At 74.4% G+C, this 19,397-nt stretch carries 15 protein-coding genes; 6 read left to right on the forward strand and 9 right to left on the reverse strand.

All coding sequences use genetic code 11. The annotated features are described in order from the left end of the window. Positions 1 to 100 precede the first annotated feature (100 nt). On the reverse strand, positions 101 to 2,680 hold the full coding sequence (locus ACGFSH_RS29190; RefSeq protein ID WP_393353900.1) for a CHAT domain-containing protein: 2,580 nt from the start codon (positions 2,678 to 2,680) through the stop codon (positions 101 to 103). 361 nt (positions 2,681 to 3,041) lie between these two features. Here ACGFSH_RS29190 and ACGFSH_RS29195 point away from each other — a divergent pair, with 361 nt between their 5' ends. From ACGFSH_RS29195 to ACGFSH_RS29205, 3 genes are read left to right on the forward strand one after another with little or no spacing between them, the layout of a single operon-like run. Beyond that, the gene (locus tag ACGFSH_RS29195; RefSeq protein ID WP_393353685.1) at positions 3,042 to 4,463 is read left to right on the forward strand and encodes a S8/S53 family peptidase; all 1,422 of its coding nucleotides are present in this window, start codon (positions 3,042 to 3,044) and stop codon (positions 4,461 to 4,463) included. Between the two features lie 7 nt (positions 4,464 to 4,470). Then, positions 4,471 to 5,109 carry an RNA polymerase sigma factor gene (locus ACGFSH_RS29200; RefSeq protein WP_393353686.1) on the forward strand — a complete coding sequence of 213 codons (639 nt, stop codon included), beginning with the start codon at positions 4,471 to 4,473 and terminating at the stop codon, positions 5,107 to 5,109. A 5-nt stretch (positions 5,110 to 5,114) separates the two neighbouring features. Further along, positions 5,115 to 5,648, forward strand: coding sequence for a hypothetical protein (locus tag ACGFSH_RS29205; protein WP_393353687.1), 534 nt, complete (start codon positions 5,115 to 5,117; stop codon positions 5,646 to 5,648). An 85-nt stretch (positions 5,649 to 5,733) separates the two neighbouring features. Here the strand turns inward: ACGFSH_RS29205 and ACGFSH_RS29210 are convergent, their stop codons facing one another. Next, positions 5,734 to 6,531: an N-formylglutamate amidohydrolase gene (locus ACGFSH_RS29210; protein WP_393353688.1), complete on the reverse strand. Its 798-nt coding sequence runs from the start codon at positions 6,529 to 6,531 to the stop codon at positions 5,734 to 5,736. Between the two features lie 87 nt (positions 6,532 to 6,618). On the opposite strand from ACGFSH_RS29210, the gene ACGFSH_RS29215 reads away from it, so the two are divergent. Beyond that, positions 6,619 to 6,960, forward strand: coding sequence for a DUF5713 family protein (locus ACGFSH_RS29215; protein WP_393353689.1), 342 nt, complete (start codon positions 6,619 to 6,621; stop codon positions 6,958 to 6,960). A gap of 96 nt (positions 6,961 to 7,056) precedes the next feature. Here ACGFSH_RS29215 and ACGFSH_RS29220 read toward each other — a convergent pair whose 3' ends face one another. Beyond that, positions 7,057 to 9,276, reverse strand: coding sequence for an NADP-dependent isocitrate dehydrogenase (locus tag ACGFSH_RS29220; protein WP_393353690.1), 2,220 nt, complete (start codon positions 9,274 to 9,276; stop codon positions 7,057 to 7,059). Positions 9,277 to 9,483: 207 nt separating this feature from the next. Between ACGFSH_RS29220 and ACGFSH_RS29225 the strand changes: the two genes are divergently transcribed. Further along, the gene (locus ACGFSH_RS29225) at positions 9,484 to 11,025 is read left to right on the forward strand and encodes a M1 family metallopeptidase (protein ID WP_393353691.1); all 1,542 of its coding nucleotides are present in this window, start codon (positions 9,484 to 9,486) and stop codon (positions 11,023 to 11,025) included. A 16-nt stretch (positions 11,026 to 11,041) separates the two neighbouring features. Here the strand turns inward: ACGFSH_RS29225 and ACGFSH_RS29230 are convergent, their stop codons facing one another. Both ACGFSH_RS29230 and ACGFSH_RS29235 read right to left on the reverse strand, forming a co-directional pair. Continuing rightward, complete coding sequence (locus tag ACGFSH_RS29230) at positions 11,042 to 12,139, reverse strand: mechanosensitive ion channel family protein (RefSeq protein ID WP_393353692.1); 1,098 nt, start codon at positions 12,137 to 12,139, stop codon at positions 11,042 to 11,044. A gap of 240 nt (positions 12,140 to 12,379) precedes the next feature. Next, entirely contained in the window at positions 12,380 to 13,303 is a 924-nt protein-coding gene (locus tag ACGFSH_RS29235) for a lysylphosphatidylglycerol synthase domain-containing protein (protein ID WP_393353901.1), read from the reverse strand. 270 nt (positions 13,304 to 13,573) lie between these two features. On the opposite strand from ACGFSH_RS29235, the gene ACGFSH_RS29240 reads away from it, so the two are divergent. Then, positions 13,574 to 15,475, forward strand: a complete 1,902-nt coding sequence (locus tag ACGFSH_RS29240) for an ABC transporter ATP-binding protein (protein WP_393353902.1) — start codon at positions 13,574 to 13,576, stop codon at positions 15,473 to 15,475. Between the two features lie 130 nt (positions 15,476 to 15,605). On the opposite strand, the gene ACGFSH_RS29245 is transcribed toward ACGFSH_RS29240, so the two are convergent. From ACGFSH_RS29245 to ACGFSH_RS29260, 4 genes are all read right to left on the reverse strand, one after another. Beyond that, positions 15,606 to 16,661 carry an NAD(P)/FAD-dependent oxidoreductase gene (locus ACGFSH_RS29245; RefSeq protein ID WP_393353693.1) on the reverse strand — a complete coding sequence of 352 codons (1,056 nt, stop codon included), beginning with the start codon at positions 16,659 to 16,661 and terminating at the stop codon, positions 15,606 to 15,608. A gap of 9 nt (positions 16,662 to 16,670) precedes the next feature. Further along, positions 16,671 to 17,189 (reverse strand): isoprenylcysteine carboxyl methyltransferase family protein, encoded by a 519-nt coding sequence (locus ACGFSH_RS29250; protein WP_393353695.1) that lies wholly within the window; start codon positions 17,187 to 17,189, stop codon positions 16,671 to 16,673. Next, positions 17,186 to 18,271: a type III polyketide synthase gene (locus ACGFSH_RS29255; RefSeq protein WP_393353697.1), complete on the reverse strand. Its 1,086-nt coding sequence runs from the start codon at positions 18,269 to 18,271 to the stop codon at positions 17,186 to 17,188. The genes ACGFSH_RS29250 and ACGFSH_RS29255 overlap by 4 nt, the downstream gene beginning before the upstream one ends. Before the next feature lie 148 nt (positions 18,272 to 18,419). Beyond that, positions 18,420 to 19,274, reverse strand: a complete 855-nt coding sequence (locus tag ACGFSH_RS29260) for a UbiA family prenyltransferase (protein WP_393353699.1) — start codon at positions 19,272 to 19,274, stop codon at positions 18,420 to 18,422. Positions 19,275 to 19,397: the final 123 nt, after the last annotated feature.

The raw sequence follows: 19,397 nt of genomic DNA on the forward strand, positions 1-19,397 counted from the left end.
GCTCCACGGCGCTTGCCCGCGCCTCGGCGCGGGCGACCGCGCGCCCCTGCCGCGGCCGGCCGAGCAGTCCGGGGGCAACCCGCTCGCCCTGCGCGCCCGTTCAGGCCGCGCCGAACGCCGCGAACGCCCAGCCCGTCGCCTGGTGCAGGGCGTCCCCCGGCAGCGCGGCCCGCGCGTCGCGCAACGCCTCCGCCAGGGACAGGCCCGCGCTGACGCCCTTGTGCAGGGCCAGCATCAGCGGGACGACCGCCGCGTCGTTGACCGGCGCGCTGCTGGCCACCACGCCCGCCGTGCCCAGCGGCAGCAACGCCGTGACCAGGCCCAGGAGTTCGTCCGCACCGACCGAGGCGAGCCGGGCCGTGTCGCAGCTGGAGAGGATGATCCGGTACGGGCTGCGGGCCAGCCGCTCGAAGTCGTGCACGATGAGCGGGCCGTCCGCCATGCGCAGTGACGAGAACATCGGGCTGTCCGCGCGGAACGTCCCGTGCGCGGCGATGTGGGCCAGCGCGGCGCCGTCCAACTCCCGCAGCACACGCGGGACCCGGGCCTCCTCGTGCTCCAGCACGACAGGTGCGCCGTAACGGCCCGCGACCTCCGGCACCTCCGCCCCGCCGCCCGCGAGGCCCGGTCCGCGCACGAGGACCTGGCGCCCGCCGGGCGGCGGCCGCGTGTCCCGTGCGCGCAGCCAGCCGCTCGCCGACGGCGACACGCTGAGCACCCGTTCGCGCAGCGACGGCAGCAGCGCCCACGGCACCCGGTGCAGCCGGGCCGGCGGCACCACCACGACCGGGCCGGAGCCCAGCTGCGCGGCCGCCTCGCCCAGCAGCAGCTCCTCCAGCCGTCGCCCGGCCGCCTCCACCACCGGCAGCCTGCCCTCCGCGCCGGGATGCGCCAGCCGGCGCAGCCCCGCCTGGACGTGCTCGGCCTCCCGCTCCGCCTCGGCGAGCAGCCCGCCCGTGAACCGGCGCACCCGCCCCTCCCCGCACACCAGCACCTGGACCCGCCCGTCCGGCACGGCCAGTTCCACGAGCCGGCCCTCGCCGAGCCGCTCCAGCAACCGTCCCGCGTCGAACCGGTCCCCACCGAACCGGTCACCGCCCCAGGCGGTCCCGCCGCGGCTGTGCAGGGTCCTGGCCCGGATCTCGCGTTCCAGCCGCCGCTGTTCCCGCTCCAGGGCCGGCACCGGGCGCCCGTCCATACGCGCGGCCTCTGCCCGGGCGGCGATGACCCGGAAGGCGGTCAGCCCGCTCAGCAGCGCGGGATCGCCCGGCGGCCGGGTGGGCGGCGTGGACAGCGCCGTGGCCCGCCAGCGTTCGCTCCACGCCAGCAGCCGGCGCGGGCCGCCCCGCTCCAGACTCACCTCCTGCGCCAGCGCGGCCAGTTCGGCCCCCTGCGCGGTGGCGCGGGCCCGCAGCTCGGACGCGCCCAGCGTCATGCGGTGGGCGTCGAGGACGTCGAGCCCGCGCCGGCAGGCCTCCAGCACGCCGCGGTCCGAGCCCGTCGCCCGCGCCCACAGCGCCTGCGCCGCCCAGCCCGTCAGCCGGGCCAGCGGCGGACCGCTGCGCCGGCTGCGCGCCGCGATCTGCAGATGGCGTTCGGCGTCCGCGGTCCGGTTCAGGTCCAGTGCGATCCGGCCCGCCAGCAGCCAGGCCTCGGGCGCGGCGGGCGCCTGGAAGGCGGCCAGCCGCTCGGCCAGCCGCGCCGCGTCCGCGACCAGCCGGCCCGAGCCGCGGCCGGTGGCCGCCCGCGCCTCGATCAGCACCAGCCGGGCGTGGGCCTCCCACCAGGTGCGCCGCTGCCCGGCGAAGAGCCGCTCGGCCACGGCCGCGCGCGCGATCGCCGTGCCGGGATCACCCGCCAGCCGCGCCGCCTTCGCGGCGGCCAGCAACAGCTCCGCCTTGCGGGTGGACTGGCCGCCGATGCCGTCGAGGACGCCGATGGCCGCGTCCGCCTCGGCCAGCGCCTCGGGGGCCAGACCGGCCGCCATCAGGACCTCGCAGCGCCGGATGGCGAGCATGAAGGTGGGCGTGCCGAGTTTGGCGTAGCGCTCCTCCGCCTCGTCGAGGAGCCGCAGCGCGGCCGGGACGTCCCCGGAGCGGAACGCGGCCAGGCCGCGGCTCTCCACCGCGTCGGCCTTGTCGTGCTCCTGGCCTGTGGTGTCCCACAGCGTCTCGGCGGCCGTGAAGTCCGCCTCCGCGCGCTCCGCCGCGCCCAGGGCGAGATGCACGGTGGCGCGCAGGGTGAGGGCGCGGGCCGTCCAGATGACGTCGTCCGCCTGACGCAGCACGGGGATCGCGCGGCGCACGTCCTCCAGGGCCTCACGGTGGTGGCCGAGGACCCACCGGGAGTAGGCCCGCCGGTAGAGCACCCGCGCGCGTGTGTGGCCCGATCCGCGCTCGACGCCCCGCTCGAAGGCCTCCAGCCCCTGCCGGGTGCGGCCCGCGTGCACCAGAGCCACGCCGAGCGTGCCGAGGACGTCCGCCTCCCGCTCGGCCGAGTCCGCGCGCGCCGCGAGGTCGCGGGCCCGGCGCAGATGGCCGAGGGCGAGACGCATGTCGCCCCAGTCCCGCTGCCAGATGCCGATGACCTGGTGGGCGACGGAGGCGTGCAACGGCGTCGGATCGGTGCCGAGCACTCCCTCCGCCCGCGACAGCGCGTCGCCAGGGTCGGCGAACACCATCGGCAGCAGTTCGAGAACCGAGTCGTCTCCCGCTGTCACAGAACGGATGGTAGTGCTCCGGCCTGCGGGCCACACCGGTTCGGTGCAGTACCCACCGGTAACGATCGGACGTCGCGTCGACCGTTCCCGGCGACGCGGCCGGGTGCTTCGGAGTGGGACGAGAGGTGACGGGGCGTCGCAAAGGCGTGAGGTGTCGTGGGAGGAGCGCGAAGGGGTGCGAGGGGGCGGGCGGGGGCGGGAAGAGGAACGGCAGGCGTGGGGACGCAACCGCACGGCCCCCGTCCGCCGTCGCACCACCTGTATCAGACGGCCGTCCGGCGGGTCCTGCTGAGGACCACCGGCCGCAGGGGGAGGACACGCCATGGCGCCACAGCGATTCCACGAGCAGTTCGAGCAGATCCAGCGATCGCTGCCCGACGTCCCGTTGGCCATGGGACCGGACGACTCCGCCGAGTTCATCTACGAGAAGGGCGTCGTCCTCGCCCGCGACGGCGAGGAGGCCCGGGTCGTCGAGGACGCCGTCCGCTCGCACTTCACCGCGACCGAGGGCCTGGTCCCCGACCGGGTGCGCCGCGCCGGACCGGACACGAACCGCTCGGGCATCACCCGCATCCACGTCGGCGACCCCGGGGAGGGCGGCCGGGCCGGCGACCACGCCGTGGCCGGGGCGCTGCGCGCGCTGCGCGAGACCGAGGGCCGCGCGGGACGCCGTCTCGTCAGCCGCAACCACGTGGTGTCCATCGCCGTCAACGCCTGCCCCGGCGACGAGCCGGTGCCCGTCGCACGCACCGAACGGCCCAACCCCGCACCCGCGTTGCCGGACGAGGACCCCGGCAGCCGCGTCGGCGTGCTCGTCATCGACACCGGGCTGACCCACGACTACCGCTCCTACCCCCTGCTGGCCCGCACCCAGGGCGACGTCCAGGTCAGGGAGACCGACGAGGAGGGCATCCTCCAGCAGTACGTCGGCCACGGCACGTTCATCGCGGGACTCGTCGCGGCCGTCGCGCCGCACACCGACGTCACCGTTCGCGGCACCCTCAACGACGCCGGCGCCATCCTGGAGTCCGAGTTCGGCGAGCGCCTCTTCGACGCCGTCGAGGAGGGCTGGCCCGACATCATCAGCCTCTCCGCGGGCACCTCCAACGGCCGGCTCGACGGCCTGCTCGGGGTCGCCGCGTTCATGGAGGAACTCCGGTCCCACGACACCCTGTTGGTCGCCGCGGCCGGCAACAACGCCAGCGCCGCGCCCTTCTGGCCCGCGGCCTACGCCTCGCTGCCCGACCACGCCGACGCCGTGCTGTCGGTCGGCGCCCTGCGCGGCGACGGCGAGTTCGGCGCCTGCTTCAGCAACCACGGCCCCTGGGTGAAGGTGTACGCCCCTGGCGAGCGGCTGGTCAGCGCCCTCACCGGCTTCGACGCCCCCGTCCCCTACGTGTACCAGCACTCCACCTACGAGGCCTGCCGCTACGGCTTCGCCTACTCCTGCACCTGCCGCTCGCCGCGCCACACCGGCGTGTTGAGCGAGGCGCAGCAGACCGCGCCGGGCAAGCCCGACCAGGTCATGTTCGAGGGGCTGGCCTCCTGGAGCGGGACGTCCTTCGCGACGCCCGTGGCCGCCGGCCTCGTCGCCGCCCACATGACCGGGAGCGGGGTGGGCGACCCGCGGGCCGCCGCCCGCGAACTGCTCGCCCGCCACGCCGAGTTCGCGGAGGTGCGGGGAGCGCATGTGCCGGCCCTGCTTCCGCCCACCTGGCGTCCGGTCCCGGTCGGCCTGTCATGAGGCCGGCATGAGGTCCGGCCCGAGCCCCGCCACGGCGTACGATGACAGGCCGTACACGAGGGGTGGGACCGTGGACCGTAGTGATGTCGGCGCGCTCGTCCGGTCCGCCGTCGACGGTGACACGGCGGCCTGGAAAGCGCTGGTGGACGGGCTGAGCCCGCTGGTGTGGTCGGTGGTGCGCGCACACCGGCTCTCGGACGCCGACGGGCACGAGGTCTACCAGACCGTCTGGTTCCGGTTCGCCCAGCACCTGGGGCGGATCCGCGAGCCGCACAAGGCGGGTTCGTGGCTCGCCAGCACCGCGCGCAACGAGTGCCTGAAAGTGATCAAGGGCCTGAAGCGGCTGACGCCGACCGACGATCCCCAGCTGCTCGACCGGGCCAGCGAGGACCGCACGCCGGAGCAGTCGGTGCTGGACTCGGAGGAGGCTGCCGCGCAGAGCGAGCTGGTCCGCTTCCTCTGGCAGGAGTTCGAGGCGCTCGGCGAGCGCTGCCGCCAGCTGCTGCGCGTGCTGATCGCCTCGCCGCCGCCCAGCTACCAGGAGGTGTCGGCCGCCCTGGGCATCGCCGTCGGCAGCATCGGACCCATGCGCCAGCGATGCCTGCGCCGGCTGCGCGCCCGACTCGACGCACGGGGAGCACGGTGAACGACATGAACGACATGAACGACGCGAGCGACACGAACGACCCGCACGGCGTGCACGGCGCGGGACAGGACGATCTCTTCGGCGAAACTCCCTTCGTCGACGAGGAGTTGGACCATGACCGGCTGGAGGAGGAGCTGCGCGAGGCCGGCGCCATCCTGGACCCGGTCCCGGCCGAGCTGCGGCGCGCCGCCATCGAGGCCTACGCGCTGCACGACCTGGACGCCCGCATCGCCGAGCTGACGTTCGACTCGCTGGTCGACGCCCTCCCGGTGCGGGGCGAGGCCGACGTGCCGCGCATGCTGACCTTCCACTCCGGCGGGCTGACGGTGGACGTCGAGGTGAGCGGCGACGGACTGCTCGGGCAGCTGCTGCCGCCCCGGTCAGCGGCGATCGAGGTGCTGCACGGCCCCCGGGCGACCGCCGTCCTCACCGCGGACGACATGGGCCGCTTCTCCTGTGCCGCACCGCCCGCCGGCCCGTTCGCCCTGCGACTGCGCACCGGCGGCGAGGTCGTGGTGACGGAGTGGCTCCGCGCCTGAATCCGGGCGCGCCCGGAAGCACGGCGCCCCCGGAGCAGCTCCGGGGGCGCCGCGGAACCCCGTACGGGGAGTGCCGGGGCGCGGGTCAGGCGGTGGCCGCCGTCACCAGGGCCGCCAGGGCCGCGGCGAGCCGGGGGAGGCCCGGTCCGGCCGGGCCGCCCGGCTCGGTCATGTAGGTGTCCCGGCGGATCTCCACCATCAGCGCGCTCACCCGGGGGTCCTTGCCGTAGAACTCCAGGGGGACGTACGTGCCCGCGAAGGGGCTGTCCAGCCCGGTCTCGCCGAGGCCCGCGAAGGCCTCGCGTGCGGCGGCGAGCAGCTCCGGCGGGGTGTGGAAGGCGTCGGTGCCCAGGCACACCGGCGGCCGCGGGCCCCCGCCGTGCAGTTCGTAGGGCAGCGGCTCGGCCGGGTAGGAGTGCACGTCGATGACGACGGCCCGGCCGACGGCGGCCAGCCGGTCGGCCACGGCGTCGGTCATGGCCTGCGCGTACGGCCGGAAGTAGCGGGCGACGAGCGGTTCGGGATCGGTGCCGTCCGGCCGCAGCGGCTCACGGTGCGTGGTCTGCGTGTAGACGGCGCCCATGCCGACGGCCAGCATCTCCTCGCGGTCGTCCGGGAAGCGCTCCGGGTCCACGACCAGTCGCGACAGCCGGTTCTCGAACCGCCAGGGCGTCAGGGGTGCCGTCCGGGCCGCCTCCTGGGCGATCCGCGCCGTGTGCGAGTCGGTGATGTGGTCGAGCTCGCGCTCCAGGGCCTCGTCGTCCAGGACGATGCCCGCCCGCACGTCGGCGGGTATCTCCCGCGCCGAGTGCGGCACATGGAGGATCACGGGCGAGTCGGCGGCGCCCGCCAGGAACGCGAAGGACGGTGCGGCAGGGGTCATCGGACGGCTCCCGGAGCGTTGTCAGAGGTGTGGTGCATGATCGGAGACGCCATCACAGCACGACGGCGAACAGGGCGGGGAAGCGGCATGGCGGCGACGAACGAGCAGGTCACGGGACACGCGTTCCTGAAGGCGCTGTACCGGGACGGCTACTACCCGGATCACCTGGTGGACCGCGGCAGGGACATCCTGCTGCGTCTGTGCGAGCGGCTGGAGGCCGAGCGGCCCGACGGCCTCGACGCGCTGTACGCCCTGACCCAGGCCGCCACCGAGGAGTTCAACTCCTTGCAGGACGCCTTCTGGGAGGCGGACAGCGACATCGAGACCGTGGCCCGCGAGGAGATAGCCGAGGACTTCCACTTCGTCGCGCGGGCCTACGGCTTCGAGCACGCCGACGTGGAGGAGCTGATCGCCACCCGGGACTGGTGAGCGCCGCCGGTCGGGCCGCGCTGACACGGGCCGCGCCCCGGCCGGGCGGTGCCGGTCGGGGCGCGGTCGGTCGGGCGGCCGCTCGGGGCCGCTCGGTCAGCTCAGCGAGGCGAGGGCCTCGTTCCAGGTGGCCGACGGGCGCATGACCGCCGCCGCCTTGGCCGGGTCGGGCTGGTAGTAGCCGCCGATGTCGGCCGGCTCGCCCTGGGCGGCGATCAGCTCGCCGACGATGACCTGCTCGTTCGCGGCGAGCGTCTCGGCGAGCTGGGCGAAGGCCTTCGCCAGCTCGGCGTCGTCGGTCTGCCGGGCCAGCTCCTGCGCCCAGTACAGCGACAGGTAGAAGTGGCTGCCGCGGTTGTCGATGCCGCCGACGCGACGGGTCGGGGACTTGTCCTCGTCGAGGAAGGTCGCCGTGGCGCGGTCGAGGGTGTCGGCGAGCACCTTGGCACGGGTGTTGCCGGTGGCCTCGGCGAACTGCTCGAAGGACGGCACCAGGGCGAAGAACTCGCCCAGGGAGTCCCAGCGCAGGTAGTTCTCCTTGACCAGCTGCTGGACGTGCTTGGGGGCGGAGCCGCCCGCGCCCGTCTCGAACAGGCCGCCGCCCGCCATCAGCGGGACGACCGACAGCATCTTGGCGCTGGTGCCCAGCTCCAGGATGGGGAACAGGTCCGTGAGGTAGTCGCGCAGGACGTTGCCCGTGACCGAGATCGTGTTCTCGCCGCGGCGGATGCGCTCCACCGACAGCTTGGTGGCCTCGACCGGGGCCAGGATGCGGATGTCCAGGCCCTCGGTGTCGTGCTCCGGCAGGTAGGCGTTGACCTTGGTGATCAGCTGCGCGTCGTGCGCGCGCGTCTCGTCCAGCCAGAACACGGCCGGGTCGCCGGTGGCGCGGGCGCGGGTGACGGCCAGCTTGACCCAGTCGCGGATCGGCGCGTCCTTGGTCTGGCAGGCGCGGAAGATGTCGCCCTCGGCGACCTCCTGCTCGATGACCACGTTGCCGGCCTGGTCGACGAGGCGGACCGTGCCGGCGGCCTTGATCTCGAAGGTCTTGTCGTGGGAGCCGTACTCCTCGGCCTTCTGCGCCATCAGACCGACGTTGGGCACGGAGCCCATCGTCGAGGGGTCGTAGGCGCCGTTGGCGCGGCAGTCGTCGACCACGGCCTGGTAGACGCCCGAGTAGGACGAGTCCGGCAGGACCGCGAGGGTGTCGGCCTCCTGGCCGTCCGGACCCCACATGTGGCCGGAGGTGCGGATCATGGCGGGCATCGAGGCGTCCACGATGACGTCGGACGGCACGTGCAGGTTGGTGATGCCCTTGTCGGAGTCGACCATCGCCAGGGCCGGGCCCTCGGCCAGCTCCGCGTCGAACGACGCCTTGATGGCCTCACCCTCGGGCAGCGCCTCCAGGCCCTTGAAGATGCCGCCGAGGCCGTCGTTGGGGGACAGACCGGCCGCCGCCAGGGCCGCGCCGTGCTGCTCGAAGGTCTTCGGGAAGAACGCGCGGACCACGTGACCGAAGATGATCGGGTCGGAGACCTTCATCATCGTGGCCTTGAGGTGCACCGAGAACAGCACGCCCTCGGCCTTGGCGCGGGCGATCTGGGCGGTGAGGAACGTGCGCAGCGCCGCGACGTGCAGCACGGACGCGTCGACGACCTCGTCCTTCTGGACCGGCACGGACTCGCGCAGCACGGTCGTGGAGCCGTCGGCGGCGACCAGCTCGATGCGCAGCGAGCCCGCCTCGGAGATCACGGCGGACTTCTCGGTGGAGCGGAAGTCGTTCTCGCCCATCGTGGCGACGTTGGTCTTGGAGTCCGACGACCAGGCGCCCATGCGGTGCGGGTGGGTCTTGGCGTAGTTCTTGACCGACGCGGGGGCGCGGCGGTCGGAGTTGCCCTCGCGCAGGACCGGGTTGACCGCGGAGCCCTTGATCTTGTCGTAGCGGGCCTGGATCTCCCGCTCCTCGTCGGTCTTCGGGTCGTCCGGGTAGGCCGGCAGCGCGTAGCCCTGGGCCTGAAGCTCGGCGATCGCGGCCTTGAGCTGCGGGATCGACGCCGAGATGTTCGGCAGCTTGATGATGTTGGCCTCGGGCGTCTTGGCCAGCTCGCCCAGCTCGGTCAGCGCGTCCGGGATCCGCTGGTCCTCGGTCAGGTACTCCGGGAACACGGCGATGATGCGTCCGGCCAGCGAGATGTCCCGCGTCTCCACGGGAACACCCGCCTGCGAGGCGTACGCCTGGACCACCGGCAGGAAGGAATACGTCGCCAGGGCCGGGGCCTCGTCAGTGTGCGTATAGATGATGGTCGAGTCAGTCACCGGGTGCTCCGCTCCACGTCTGCAACATTGCTCGACATCAAGATATCTCGTGCCCGGGTCCGGCTCGACAGGGGTCTCCTCACAGCCGCATCGCCCGAGGGCTCCTCCGCGTGCAACCGAAGCGGCCGTTTTCGCGGTCAACGAGGTAGAGCCTCGACCTGACCGACGGCCGGACCGACCACCCGGCCGCCCGAGCGAAAGCGGACCATGAGATATCGCAGCAGAGTGACGGCCCCGGCGGCCGCCCTGATCGGCACGGCAGCAGTCCTGGCGGGGGGAAACACCGCCCACGCGGACGGGAGGACCGACGGCGCCCCGGCGCCCGAGACCCTCGGGGACCCCGTCTTCCCGAACCTGGGCAACGCGGGCTACCGCGTCGCCGCCTACCACCTCGACCTCTCCTACGACGCGACGAGCGCACTCGTCGACGCCACGGCGACCCTGGAACTGCGCACCACGCAGGCCCTCACCCGCCTCTCCCTCGACTCCCTCGGCCTCGACATACGCACGGTCCGCGTCGACGGCCGCACCGCCGCCTTCGAGCAGGCGGACGAGAAGCTGCGCATCACGCCCGCCCGCGCGCTGCGCGCACGCGAGCGCGTCACGGTCCGCGTCACGTACACGGCCGACCCACGGCGCCCCCTCGCGCACACCGCCTGGGTGCCCACGCCGGACGGGTTCGCCATATGCCCCCAGCCGGACTCGGCGCACACCGTGTTCCCCTGCAACGACCACCCGTCGGACAAGGCGCGCTTCTCGTTCCGCATCACCGTGCCCTCGGCCCTGCGCGCCGTCGCGAACGGCTCGCTGGTGTGCACGGAGAAACTGGCCGGCGACCGCACCGCCTACACCTACCGCTCCCGCTCGCCGATCGCCACCGAACTGGTGCAGATCACCGTCGGCGACTACGTCGTGAAGGAACGCCGCGGACCGCACGGGCTGCGCCTGCGCGACGTCGTCCCCTCCGCGCGGGCCGAGGCCCTGGAGCCCGCCCTCGCCCTCACCCCGGGCCACATCGAGTGGCTGGAGGCCCGGCTGGGCGCCTACCCCTTCGAGACGTACGGGCTGCTGCCCTGCAACTCCGACGACCCGAACGCCTTCGACTTCACCGGCCTGGAGACCCAGACCCTCACCCTCTACAAGCCGAACTTCCTGCTCCAGGCCGAGCCGAAGATCGGCTCGCACATGATGCACGAGCTGGTCCACTCCTACTTCGGCAACAGCGTCAGCCCCGCCACCTGGGCCGACCTGTGGATCAACGAGGGCCACGCCGACTTCTACGGGCTGCTCTACCGCTACGAGCGCGGCTGGGCGGACTCCCTGGGCCTGACCACCATGGAGGCCCGGATGAAGGACACCTACGCGCGCGGCGACCAGTGGCGCGCCACCTCCGGCCCGGTCGCCGCGCCGAACGCGGCCGACCTCTTCGACAGCCAGCGCTACCTCGGCGGCGTCCTCGTCCTGTACGCCCTGCGCCAGCTCATCGGGGAGGACGCCTTCCACACGGTCGAGCGGACCTTCCTGGCCCGCCACCGCGACTCCTCCGCCTCGACGCAGGACTACATCGCCGTCGCCTCGCACACCTGCGGTCAGGACGTCGCCGGCTTCCTGCGCGACTGGCTGTACGGCACGACGACACCGAGGATGCCCGGCCATCCGGACTGGACGGTCACCCCGGTGCCCCCGTCCCTCACCGCACCGCGCCGCCGCACGGACGCGCCCCGGCGCGACAACTCGGCCACGCTCTGACCCCGTACCGCCGCCGTCAGTCGTGCAGGGCGCTCCGCTCGCCCTGCACGACCCCGTCGCCCGTGCGCTGCTGCGGGATGACCACCGAACCCTGTTGCAGGGCCACGGTGCGGGCGGGCGCCGGGATCCGGATGCCCTCCTCGCGGTAGCGGCGGTGCAGGCGCTTGATGAACTCGTGCTTGATCCGGTACTGGTCGCTGAACTCGCCCACGCCGAGGATGACGGTGAAGCCGATGCGCGAGTCGCCGAACGTGTGGAAACGGATGGCGGGTTCGTGCTCCGGCACGGCGCCGTCCACGCTCGCCATGACCTCCGCGATCACCTCCGACGTCACCCGCTCCACATGCTCCAGATCGCTGTCGTAGGCGACGCCCACCTGCACCAGGACCGTCAACTGCTGCTCGGGACGCATGTAGTTGGTCATGTTCGACTTGGCGAGCTGGCCGTTGGGGATGACGACCAGATTGTTGGAGAGCGCGCGCACGGTCGTCTGACGCCAGTTGATGTCCTCGACGTAGCCCTCCTCGCCGCTGCTCAGCTTGATGTAGTCACCGGGCTGGACGGTCTTGGAGGCCAGGATGTGGATGCCCGCGAAGAGGTTCGCGAGGGTGTCCTGCAAGGCCAGCGCCACGGCCAGACCGCCGACGCCCAGGGCGGTGAGCAGCGGCGCTATGGAGATCCCCAGCGTCTGCAGCACCACCAGGAAGCCGATCGCCAGGACCAGGATCCGGGTGATGTTGACGAAGATCGTGGCCGATCCCGCGACCCCGGAACGCGAGGACGTCACCGACCGCACCAGTCCGGCGACGACCCGCGCCGCCGACACGGTCACCACGAAGATCAGCAGCACGGTCAGGGACTGGTTGACCGTGTGCTGGACGGCCTTCTCCAACGGCAGCACCGCCGCCGCCGACGCCGCGCCGCCCGCGATCGCCGCCCACGGCACCACGGTGCGCAGCGCGTCCACCATCACGTCGTCGCCGCTCCACCGGGTGCGCTTGGCGTGCTTCGCCAGCCAGCGCAGCAGCGTCCGGGACAGGAACGCGGCCAACAGGCCGGTGGCCACGGCGATTCCGGCCACGACGCTGTCGTCGAGAGTCAGGGTGCGGTTCACCGGTCTCCTCCGGGAAGTCGCCGCGTGGACGCGGGGGCCGTCGACAGCCGGATGGGGGGTCTCGTCACGATGTCACCTGTTCGGTTCCGGGATGTGCGGTCGCCCCTCCGGCTCGCTCGCAAAGGGGCGCGACCGCTCATCCTGCCGTATCCGGCAGGGGAGTTCGTACCCGAGGAGCCGGCCGCGGTGGCGCGGTCGCACAGCTCGTGGACGTGCTGACGTTCCGCCGTCCGGGCCGGCTCAGATGATCTTCATGCGCACGAGTGCCGCCAGCGTCAGCGCGCCCGGCGCCAGCGGCAGCCACACGGTGATGATGCGGTAGCCGAGGGCCACGGCCGTGGCGGCCGCCACCGGGGCGCCCGCGGCCACCAGCGCCACCACCAGCGCGGCCTCCACCGAACCGATCCCGCCCGGCGTCGGCACCAGCGCCACCGCCGCCGTCGCCGCGAGATACACCACCGCCATGTGCGCCGCCGGCACCGGCAGCCCCAGGGCCCGTCCCACCGCCGCGAAACCGGCCGCCTGCAACAGCGGGAACGCCAGGGCGCCGCCCCACAGCGCCAGCACCCGGGCCGGACGGCTGTGCACCGAGCGCGCCTCGGCCAGCGCGGTGCGCAGGAAGGAGGCCGCCGCCGACCGCAGCCGCCCCACCAGGGCGAGCACGCACACGGCCGCCGCCGCCAGCACGCCCAGGGCGGCGAGCAGCGGGCCCAGCGTCCCGTCCGGCAGCAGCGAGCCGAGCCGCAGCGCGTCCGGGAAGACCAGCAGCAGCACCGCCAGCACGCCCGCCCGGGCGACGCCCTCGGCCAGCAGATACAGCGCGAGCGCCGCCGACGAGCGGGCCAGCGGCACCCCGCACACCGTCATGAACCGCAGGTTGACCGCGCCGGCGCCCAGCCCCGTGGGCAGCAGATGGTTGGCCGCGCCCGCCGCGAACTGAGCGGCCAGCAGCCGCCGTCCGGGCAGCCGTTCCACGACCGCGCCCTGCCGGGTCACCGCCGCCGCCACCCAGGTGAGGCAGGTCGCCCCGACCGCCGCCAGCAGCCAGGGCCACTCGGCCCGCCGCAACTGCGCGAACCCCTCGACGAGGACGGACCGGTGCCGCACCGCCACCACGACGACGAGCACCAGGGGCACCAGACACAGCACCTGGCGCACCGGCAGCCGCCGGGCCGGCCTCAGCGGCGGGAGCGCGACCGCCGCCGCACCCGGGGACGGTCTCCGCGTGGCGCCGACGCCGGGTCGCGGAAGCGGGGAGGTAACAGCAAGCGGGGACAGAGCATTACGTACTGTCATCGGGTCCTTCGTGTTCGAGACCGTCGTGTCAGGCGTGGGGACCGGTGCGGGGACCGGCGGAGAAGCCGGCGGGGGAACCGGCGTGGGGAAAACCTTGACCTCAACGAAGCTCGAGGTTCTACGGTCGCTTCCATGAGCATGGACGCCACGGCCATGACGCAGTTGTACAGCGTCATGCACGCCCAGCAGGAACACCGACCCTTCGACCGGGCCACACTTCGCCGCATCGGCGCCTTCGCGCGCCCCCACCGCCGCCGCATCGCACTGTTCGTGGTGCTGGGGATGCTGACCGCGCTGCTCGCCGTCGCCACCCCCGTCCTCGCCGGACGGGTCGTCGACGCGATCGTGTCGCACGGCGACGCGGACACCGTCGTCCGGCTGGCGCTGCTCATCGCGGGCATCGCGGTACTGGAGGCGGGCCTCGGCATCCTGGGCAGGAGGCTCTCGGCGACGCTCGGGGAGGGACTCATCCTCGATCTGCGCACAGCCGTGTTCGATCATGTGCAGCGGATGCCGGTCGCGTTCTTCACACGTACCCGTACGGGAGCGCTGGTCTCCCGACTCAACAACGACGTGATCGGCGCCCAGCGCGCCTTCAGCAACACCCTCTCCGGAGTGGTGTCCAACCTGGTCACGCTGATCCTCACCCTCGCCGTCATGCTCACCCTGTCCTGGCAGGTCACGCTCCTCGCGCTCGCCCTGCTGCCGGTGTTCGTGATCCCGGCGCGGCGCATGGGCCGCCGGATGGCCGGGATGCAGCGGGAGGCCGCCGCGCTGAACGCGGCGATGGGCACGCGCATGACCGAGCGGTTCTCCGCGCCCGGCGCCACCCTGGTCAAGCTGTTCGGCCGTCCCGATGCGGAGTCGGCCGAGTTCGCGGCCCGAGCGGCCCGCGTCCGCGACATCGGGGTCCGCACGGCCACCGCCCAGTCCGTCTTCCTCACCGCCCTGACCCTCGTCTCCGCCCTGGCCCTCGCCCTCGTCTACGGACTCGGCGGACGGCTCGCCCTGAACGGTTCCCTGGAACCGGGCGCCGTCGTCGCCCTCGCCCTGCTCCTGACCCGCCTGTACGCCCCGCTCACCGCACTCGCCGGGGCCCGAGTGGAGGTGATGAGCGCCCTGGTCAGCTTCGAGCGGGTCTTCGAGGTGCTCGACCTGAAGCCGCTCATCGAGGAGAAGCCGGACGCCCGCCAGGTCCCCGAAGGCCCGGTCTCCGTCGAGTTCGACGGCGTCCGCTTCGCCTACCCGTCCGCCGACAAGGTCTCGCTCGCCTCCCTGGAGGAGGTCGCGGTTCTCGACACGCGCGGCGGCGAGGAGGTCCTGCACGGTCTCTCCTTCCGCGCCGATCCCGGGCAGACCGTCGCGCTCGTCGGCTCCTCCGGCGCCGGCAAGTCGACCATCGCCCAGCTCCTGCCCCGGCTGTACGACGTCGACGAGGGCGCCGTCCGCATCGGCGGGGTCGACGTCCGGGACCTGAGCGCGGCCTCCCTGCGGGCCACGCTCGGCATGGTCACCCAGGACGGCCACCTCTTCCACGACACCGTCCGCGCCAACCTCCTGCTCGCCCGGCCCGGAGCCGACGACGACGAGCTGTGGGACGCCCTGCGCCGCTCCCGCCTCGACGACCTCGTCCGTTCCCTGCCCGACGGCCTCGACACCGTCGTCGGCGAGCGCGGCTACCGGCTCTCCGGCGGCGAACGCCAGCGCATGACCATCGCCCGCCTGCTGCTGGCCGGCCAGCGCGTCGTCATCCTCGACGAGGCCACCGCGCACCTCGACAACACCTCCGAGGCCGCCGTCCAGGAAGCCCTCGCCGAGGCCCTCGTGGACCGCACCGCGCTCGTCATCGCCCACCGTCTGTCGACCGTGCGCGCCGCCGACCTCATCCTCGTCGTGGAGGCCGGACGGATCGTCGAACGCGGCACGCACGAGGAACTCCTCGCGGACGGCGGACGGTACGCGCAGCTGTACCGCACGCAGTTCGCGCAGCCGGGAACGGCAGAGGCCGCGGAACCCGCCACCGAGGCCGCCGCTCTCTGAGCGCGGCACCACCGCCCGCCCCGCCGGACGGCCGCAAGGCCACGGGCATGGGGGGCGGGCGGGTGCGGGACGGGCGCAGGGCGGCCGTCCGGTGCGCGAGCGGCCGGGTGCGCGCCCCCTGGCCTGTGTCCTACCGGGTCGGCCGGCTCGCTGCCGCGGGACCGTCGGGCGGTCGGGCCAGTGCGTCGACGCCCGCGCGGAACAGCCACGGCAGCCGCTGCGCCACCGGTACCAGCGCCGCGCGGGCCGTCGGCGTCCGCGTCGCGCCCAGCAGGGCGCGGGTCAGCCAGCGACAGCGGCGGGTGAGCCGCCGCCACTCCCGTTCGTAGGCCGCGAGGTCGCCGCCGGCGACGGCCCGGACGGCGGCCGCCGCCTGGGCGAGAGCCAGCGCGACGCCCTCGCCGGTCAGCGCGTCGACATAGCCGGCCGCGTCGCCGACCAGCAGCACGCGGCCGGCGGTGCGCGCCCACGTCTCCTGCCGCAGCGGGCCCGCCCCGCGCACCGGCCCGGCGGGACCGGCCCCGGCGAGCCGCTCCCGCAGCCCGGGGAAGGCGGCCAGGTGGCCGTCGAAGGAGCCGCGGCCGGCGCTGAGCACCGCGACGCCCACGAGACCGTCGGCCACCGGCGTCACATACGCCTCCGCGTCACGGGCCCAGTGCACCTCGACGTGATCGCTCCAGGGGGCGATGGCGTAGTGGCGCCGCAGCCCGTACCGAGGGCGGCCCCGGTGCGGCCGGTCGAGCCCCAGGGCCCGGCGGAGCGGCGAGTGCAGCCCGTCGGCGGCGACGAGATGACCGGCGCGGACCCCGTCGACCCGCACCCCGTCACCGTCCTGCTCGACCCGGCGCGCCGTGCGCCGCTCGACCGCGACGCCCGCGGCCAGCACCGCCTCGCGCAACGCGGCGTGCAGCGCCGTACGCCGGACCCCGCGGCCCGGACCCGCCCGGAAACCGGCGTCGACGTGGCGCGCCCCGGCGACGTATCGGACGCCGTGCAGGTCGCGTCCCGGCGGGTGCACGCCGAGCGCGGCCAGCGCGGCCACTGCGCCCGGCATCAGCCCCTCGCCGCACGCCTTGTCGACGACTCCGTCCCGCCGCTCCCACACGGTGACGCCGAGCCCGGCCCGGGCGGCGTGCAACGCCGTCGCCAGGCCGGCCGGTCCCGCCCCCACGACGAGCAGGTCCATGTGCGCTCCTCAGGCCAGCCGGGTCAGGGCCGCGTCCTCGGTGCGGATGCGGGCGGTGAGCAGGAACCCGTTCAGGGCGGTGAAGACGACCGCCGTCACCCACGCCGAGTGCACCAGCGGGAGCGCGATCCCCTCCACGACGACGGCGACGTAGTTGGGGTGCGGGAGCAGCCGGTAGGGGCCGCCCGTCACGCGCGCGGCGCCCGGCACGACGATCACGCGGGTGTTCCACTGCCGTCCCAGGGTCGCGATGCACCACCAGCGCAGCGCCTGCGCGGCCACGACGAGCGCGAACATGGCCCAGGCGAGGACCGCCCCCGGATCCGGGCGCCGTGTCCACGCCTCCACCAGGGCGCCGGCCAGCAGTCCCGTGTGCAGGACCACCATGAACGGGTAGTGCCCCCGCCCGCACTCCTCGCCGCCCCGCGCCAGGCTGAACGCGGCGTTGCGGCGGGAGACGACGAGTTCGGCGACCCGTTCCAGGGCGACGGCCGCCACCAGGACGGTGAACGCGGCCGGCCCGTTCACCGCTCACCGCCCGGTGCGCGCAGGAGCACCAGCTCGGAGCAGAACCCCGGTCCCATGGCGAGCAGGAGACCGTACGAGCCGGGCGGCGGCGGCCGCTCGGCGAGGGTGTCCGCCAGCACGTGCAGCACCGACGCGGAGGACAGGTTGCCGATCCGCCGCAGCGAGTCCCAGGTCAGCCGCAGGGCGTCCCGGTCCACCGCCAGGGCCTCCTGCAACGCCTCCAGCACCCGGGGGCCGCCGGGATGGGCCACGTACCAGCGCACGTCGTCGCGGGTCAGCCCGTGGTCGGCGAGGAAGCCGCGGACGTCGTCGCCGAGATGACGGCGCACCAGGTCGGGGACGGAGGCGTCCAGCACGATCCGCAGCCCGCCGGAGCCGACGTCCCAGCCCATCATGCGCTCCGAGTCGGGATACAGACGGCTGCGCGACGCGAGCACCTCCGGCCTGGCCGGGTCGTCGGACTGCGCGAGGGGGTGCCCGGAGCCGACGGCGACCACCGCCGCGGCGCCGTCCCCGAACAGGCCGGCGGCCACGAGGTTGGCGACCGACGCGTCGTCACGCTGGAGGGTCAGCGAGCACAGCTCGACCGACATCAGCACCGCGACCCCGTCCGGCCGTCCGCGCAGCAGATCGTCGAGCCGGGCCACGCCCGCCGCTCCCGCCACGCACCCGAGGCCGACGAGGGGCAGCCGCACCACGTCGGGCCGCAGCCCGATCTCCGCCGCGACGCGGGCCTCCAGCGAGGGCACGGCGAGCCCGGTCACCGTGCAGGACACGATGTAGTCGACGTCGGCCGGGGTGAGGCCGACGTCCTTGAGCGCGTCGACCACCGCACGGGCCCCCAGCTCCACACCGGCCCGGATGAAGGCGTCGTTGGCCCGGCCGAAGTCACCGGGCCGGGCGTACTCGTGCAGCGGCAGCACGGTGTGCCGGGTCTCGACGCACACGTTGCGGTGGAACCGTTCCACGACCGCGCGGTCGACGCCGTCGCCCAGCGCGGCGGTGAAGGACGCGGTGATCTCCTCCTGACGGTGTGGGTGCCCGGGCAGGGCGCCGCGGACGCTGAGGACGCGCGTGGTCATGCTGGCTCCGGTGGTCGGCGGGGCGGCGGGGCGGCTGGGACGGCGGGGGAGGCGGGGGTGACACCCTTACCGGGCCCGGCGCGGGTGGTGACGTCGAGGCGGCGCGGGACGGTCGCGGGGAGGCCGGCGCGACGGGCCGGGGGAGCCATCAGCCCGCCGCCACGAGCAGCGCGACGTCGGCCAGGGCGATGGCCGTCGCGGCCCGGAAGGGCGTACGGCCGCGGGCGACCAGCGTGAGCACGGCCAGGACGACCACCAGCGCGAGGACCGCCCAGGCCCACGCCGGCGGCCTCCCCGCCGGGCCGAGCACGGTGAGCAGCGAGGCGGCGGGCAGCAGCACCGCGGCCAGGACGCGCGAGCGCCGCTCGCCGAGCCGGTGCGGGAGACCGCGGACGCCGGTGCGCTCGTCGTCGGCGAGGTCGGGCAGCGCGTTCAGCAGATGCGCGCCCACGCCGAGCAGGGCGCCGGCGCCCGCCGTCCACAGCGGCGCCCAGCACCGCTCGGGGCCGGTGAGCGTGACGAGGGAGGGCAGCGCGCCGAAGGCGCAGGCGTACGGCGCCCAGGACCAGGCGGTCGCCTTGAGCCCGAGGTTGTAGGCGTGGCCCGCGCCGGTGGCGAGGGTGGCGTTGACCAGCGCGGTGCGCCAGCCGGCCAGTGCCGACAGCACGAGACAGGCCGCCGCGGCCGCCGCCAGGGCCCGCGCGGCCCGGCCCGACGGAAGGCTGCCGACGGCCAGTGGTTTGTCCAGGCGGCCGACCGCGCGGTCACGGCCCCGGTCCAGCAGGTCGTTGCCCCAGCCGATGGTGAGCTGGCCGGTGAACACGGCCGCGGTGACGACGACCGCGTCGAGCGGACGCAGCCCTCCGCGCACCGCGAGCAGACCCGTGACCGCGGTGACCGCGAGGGCCGGTCCGCCGTGGGCGGCGGCGAGCAGCGCGGACCGGGCGGACCGGGCGGACGGTCCGGGCCGGTCCGGCAGCGCACGCGTGACCATGAGGGGCATGCAGCATCGCTGCCACGCCGCCCGCCCGCTCACACGAGCCACTCCGGCATCCGGCGGACGCCGTCCGCCCCCGCCGGGCGCGTCGTCGGCCCCGAGCCGTGGGCGATGCGGGGCGTGGGTCCG

Origin of the sequence: Streptomyces sp. NPDC048481 (genome assembly GCF_043200075.1) — a bacterium.
GTDB lineage: Bacteria > Actinomycetota > Actinomycetes > Streptomycetales > Streptomycetaceae > Streptomyces.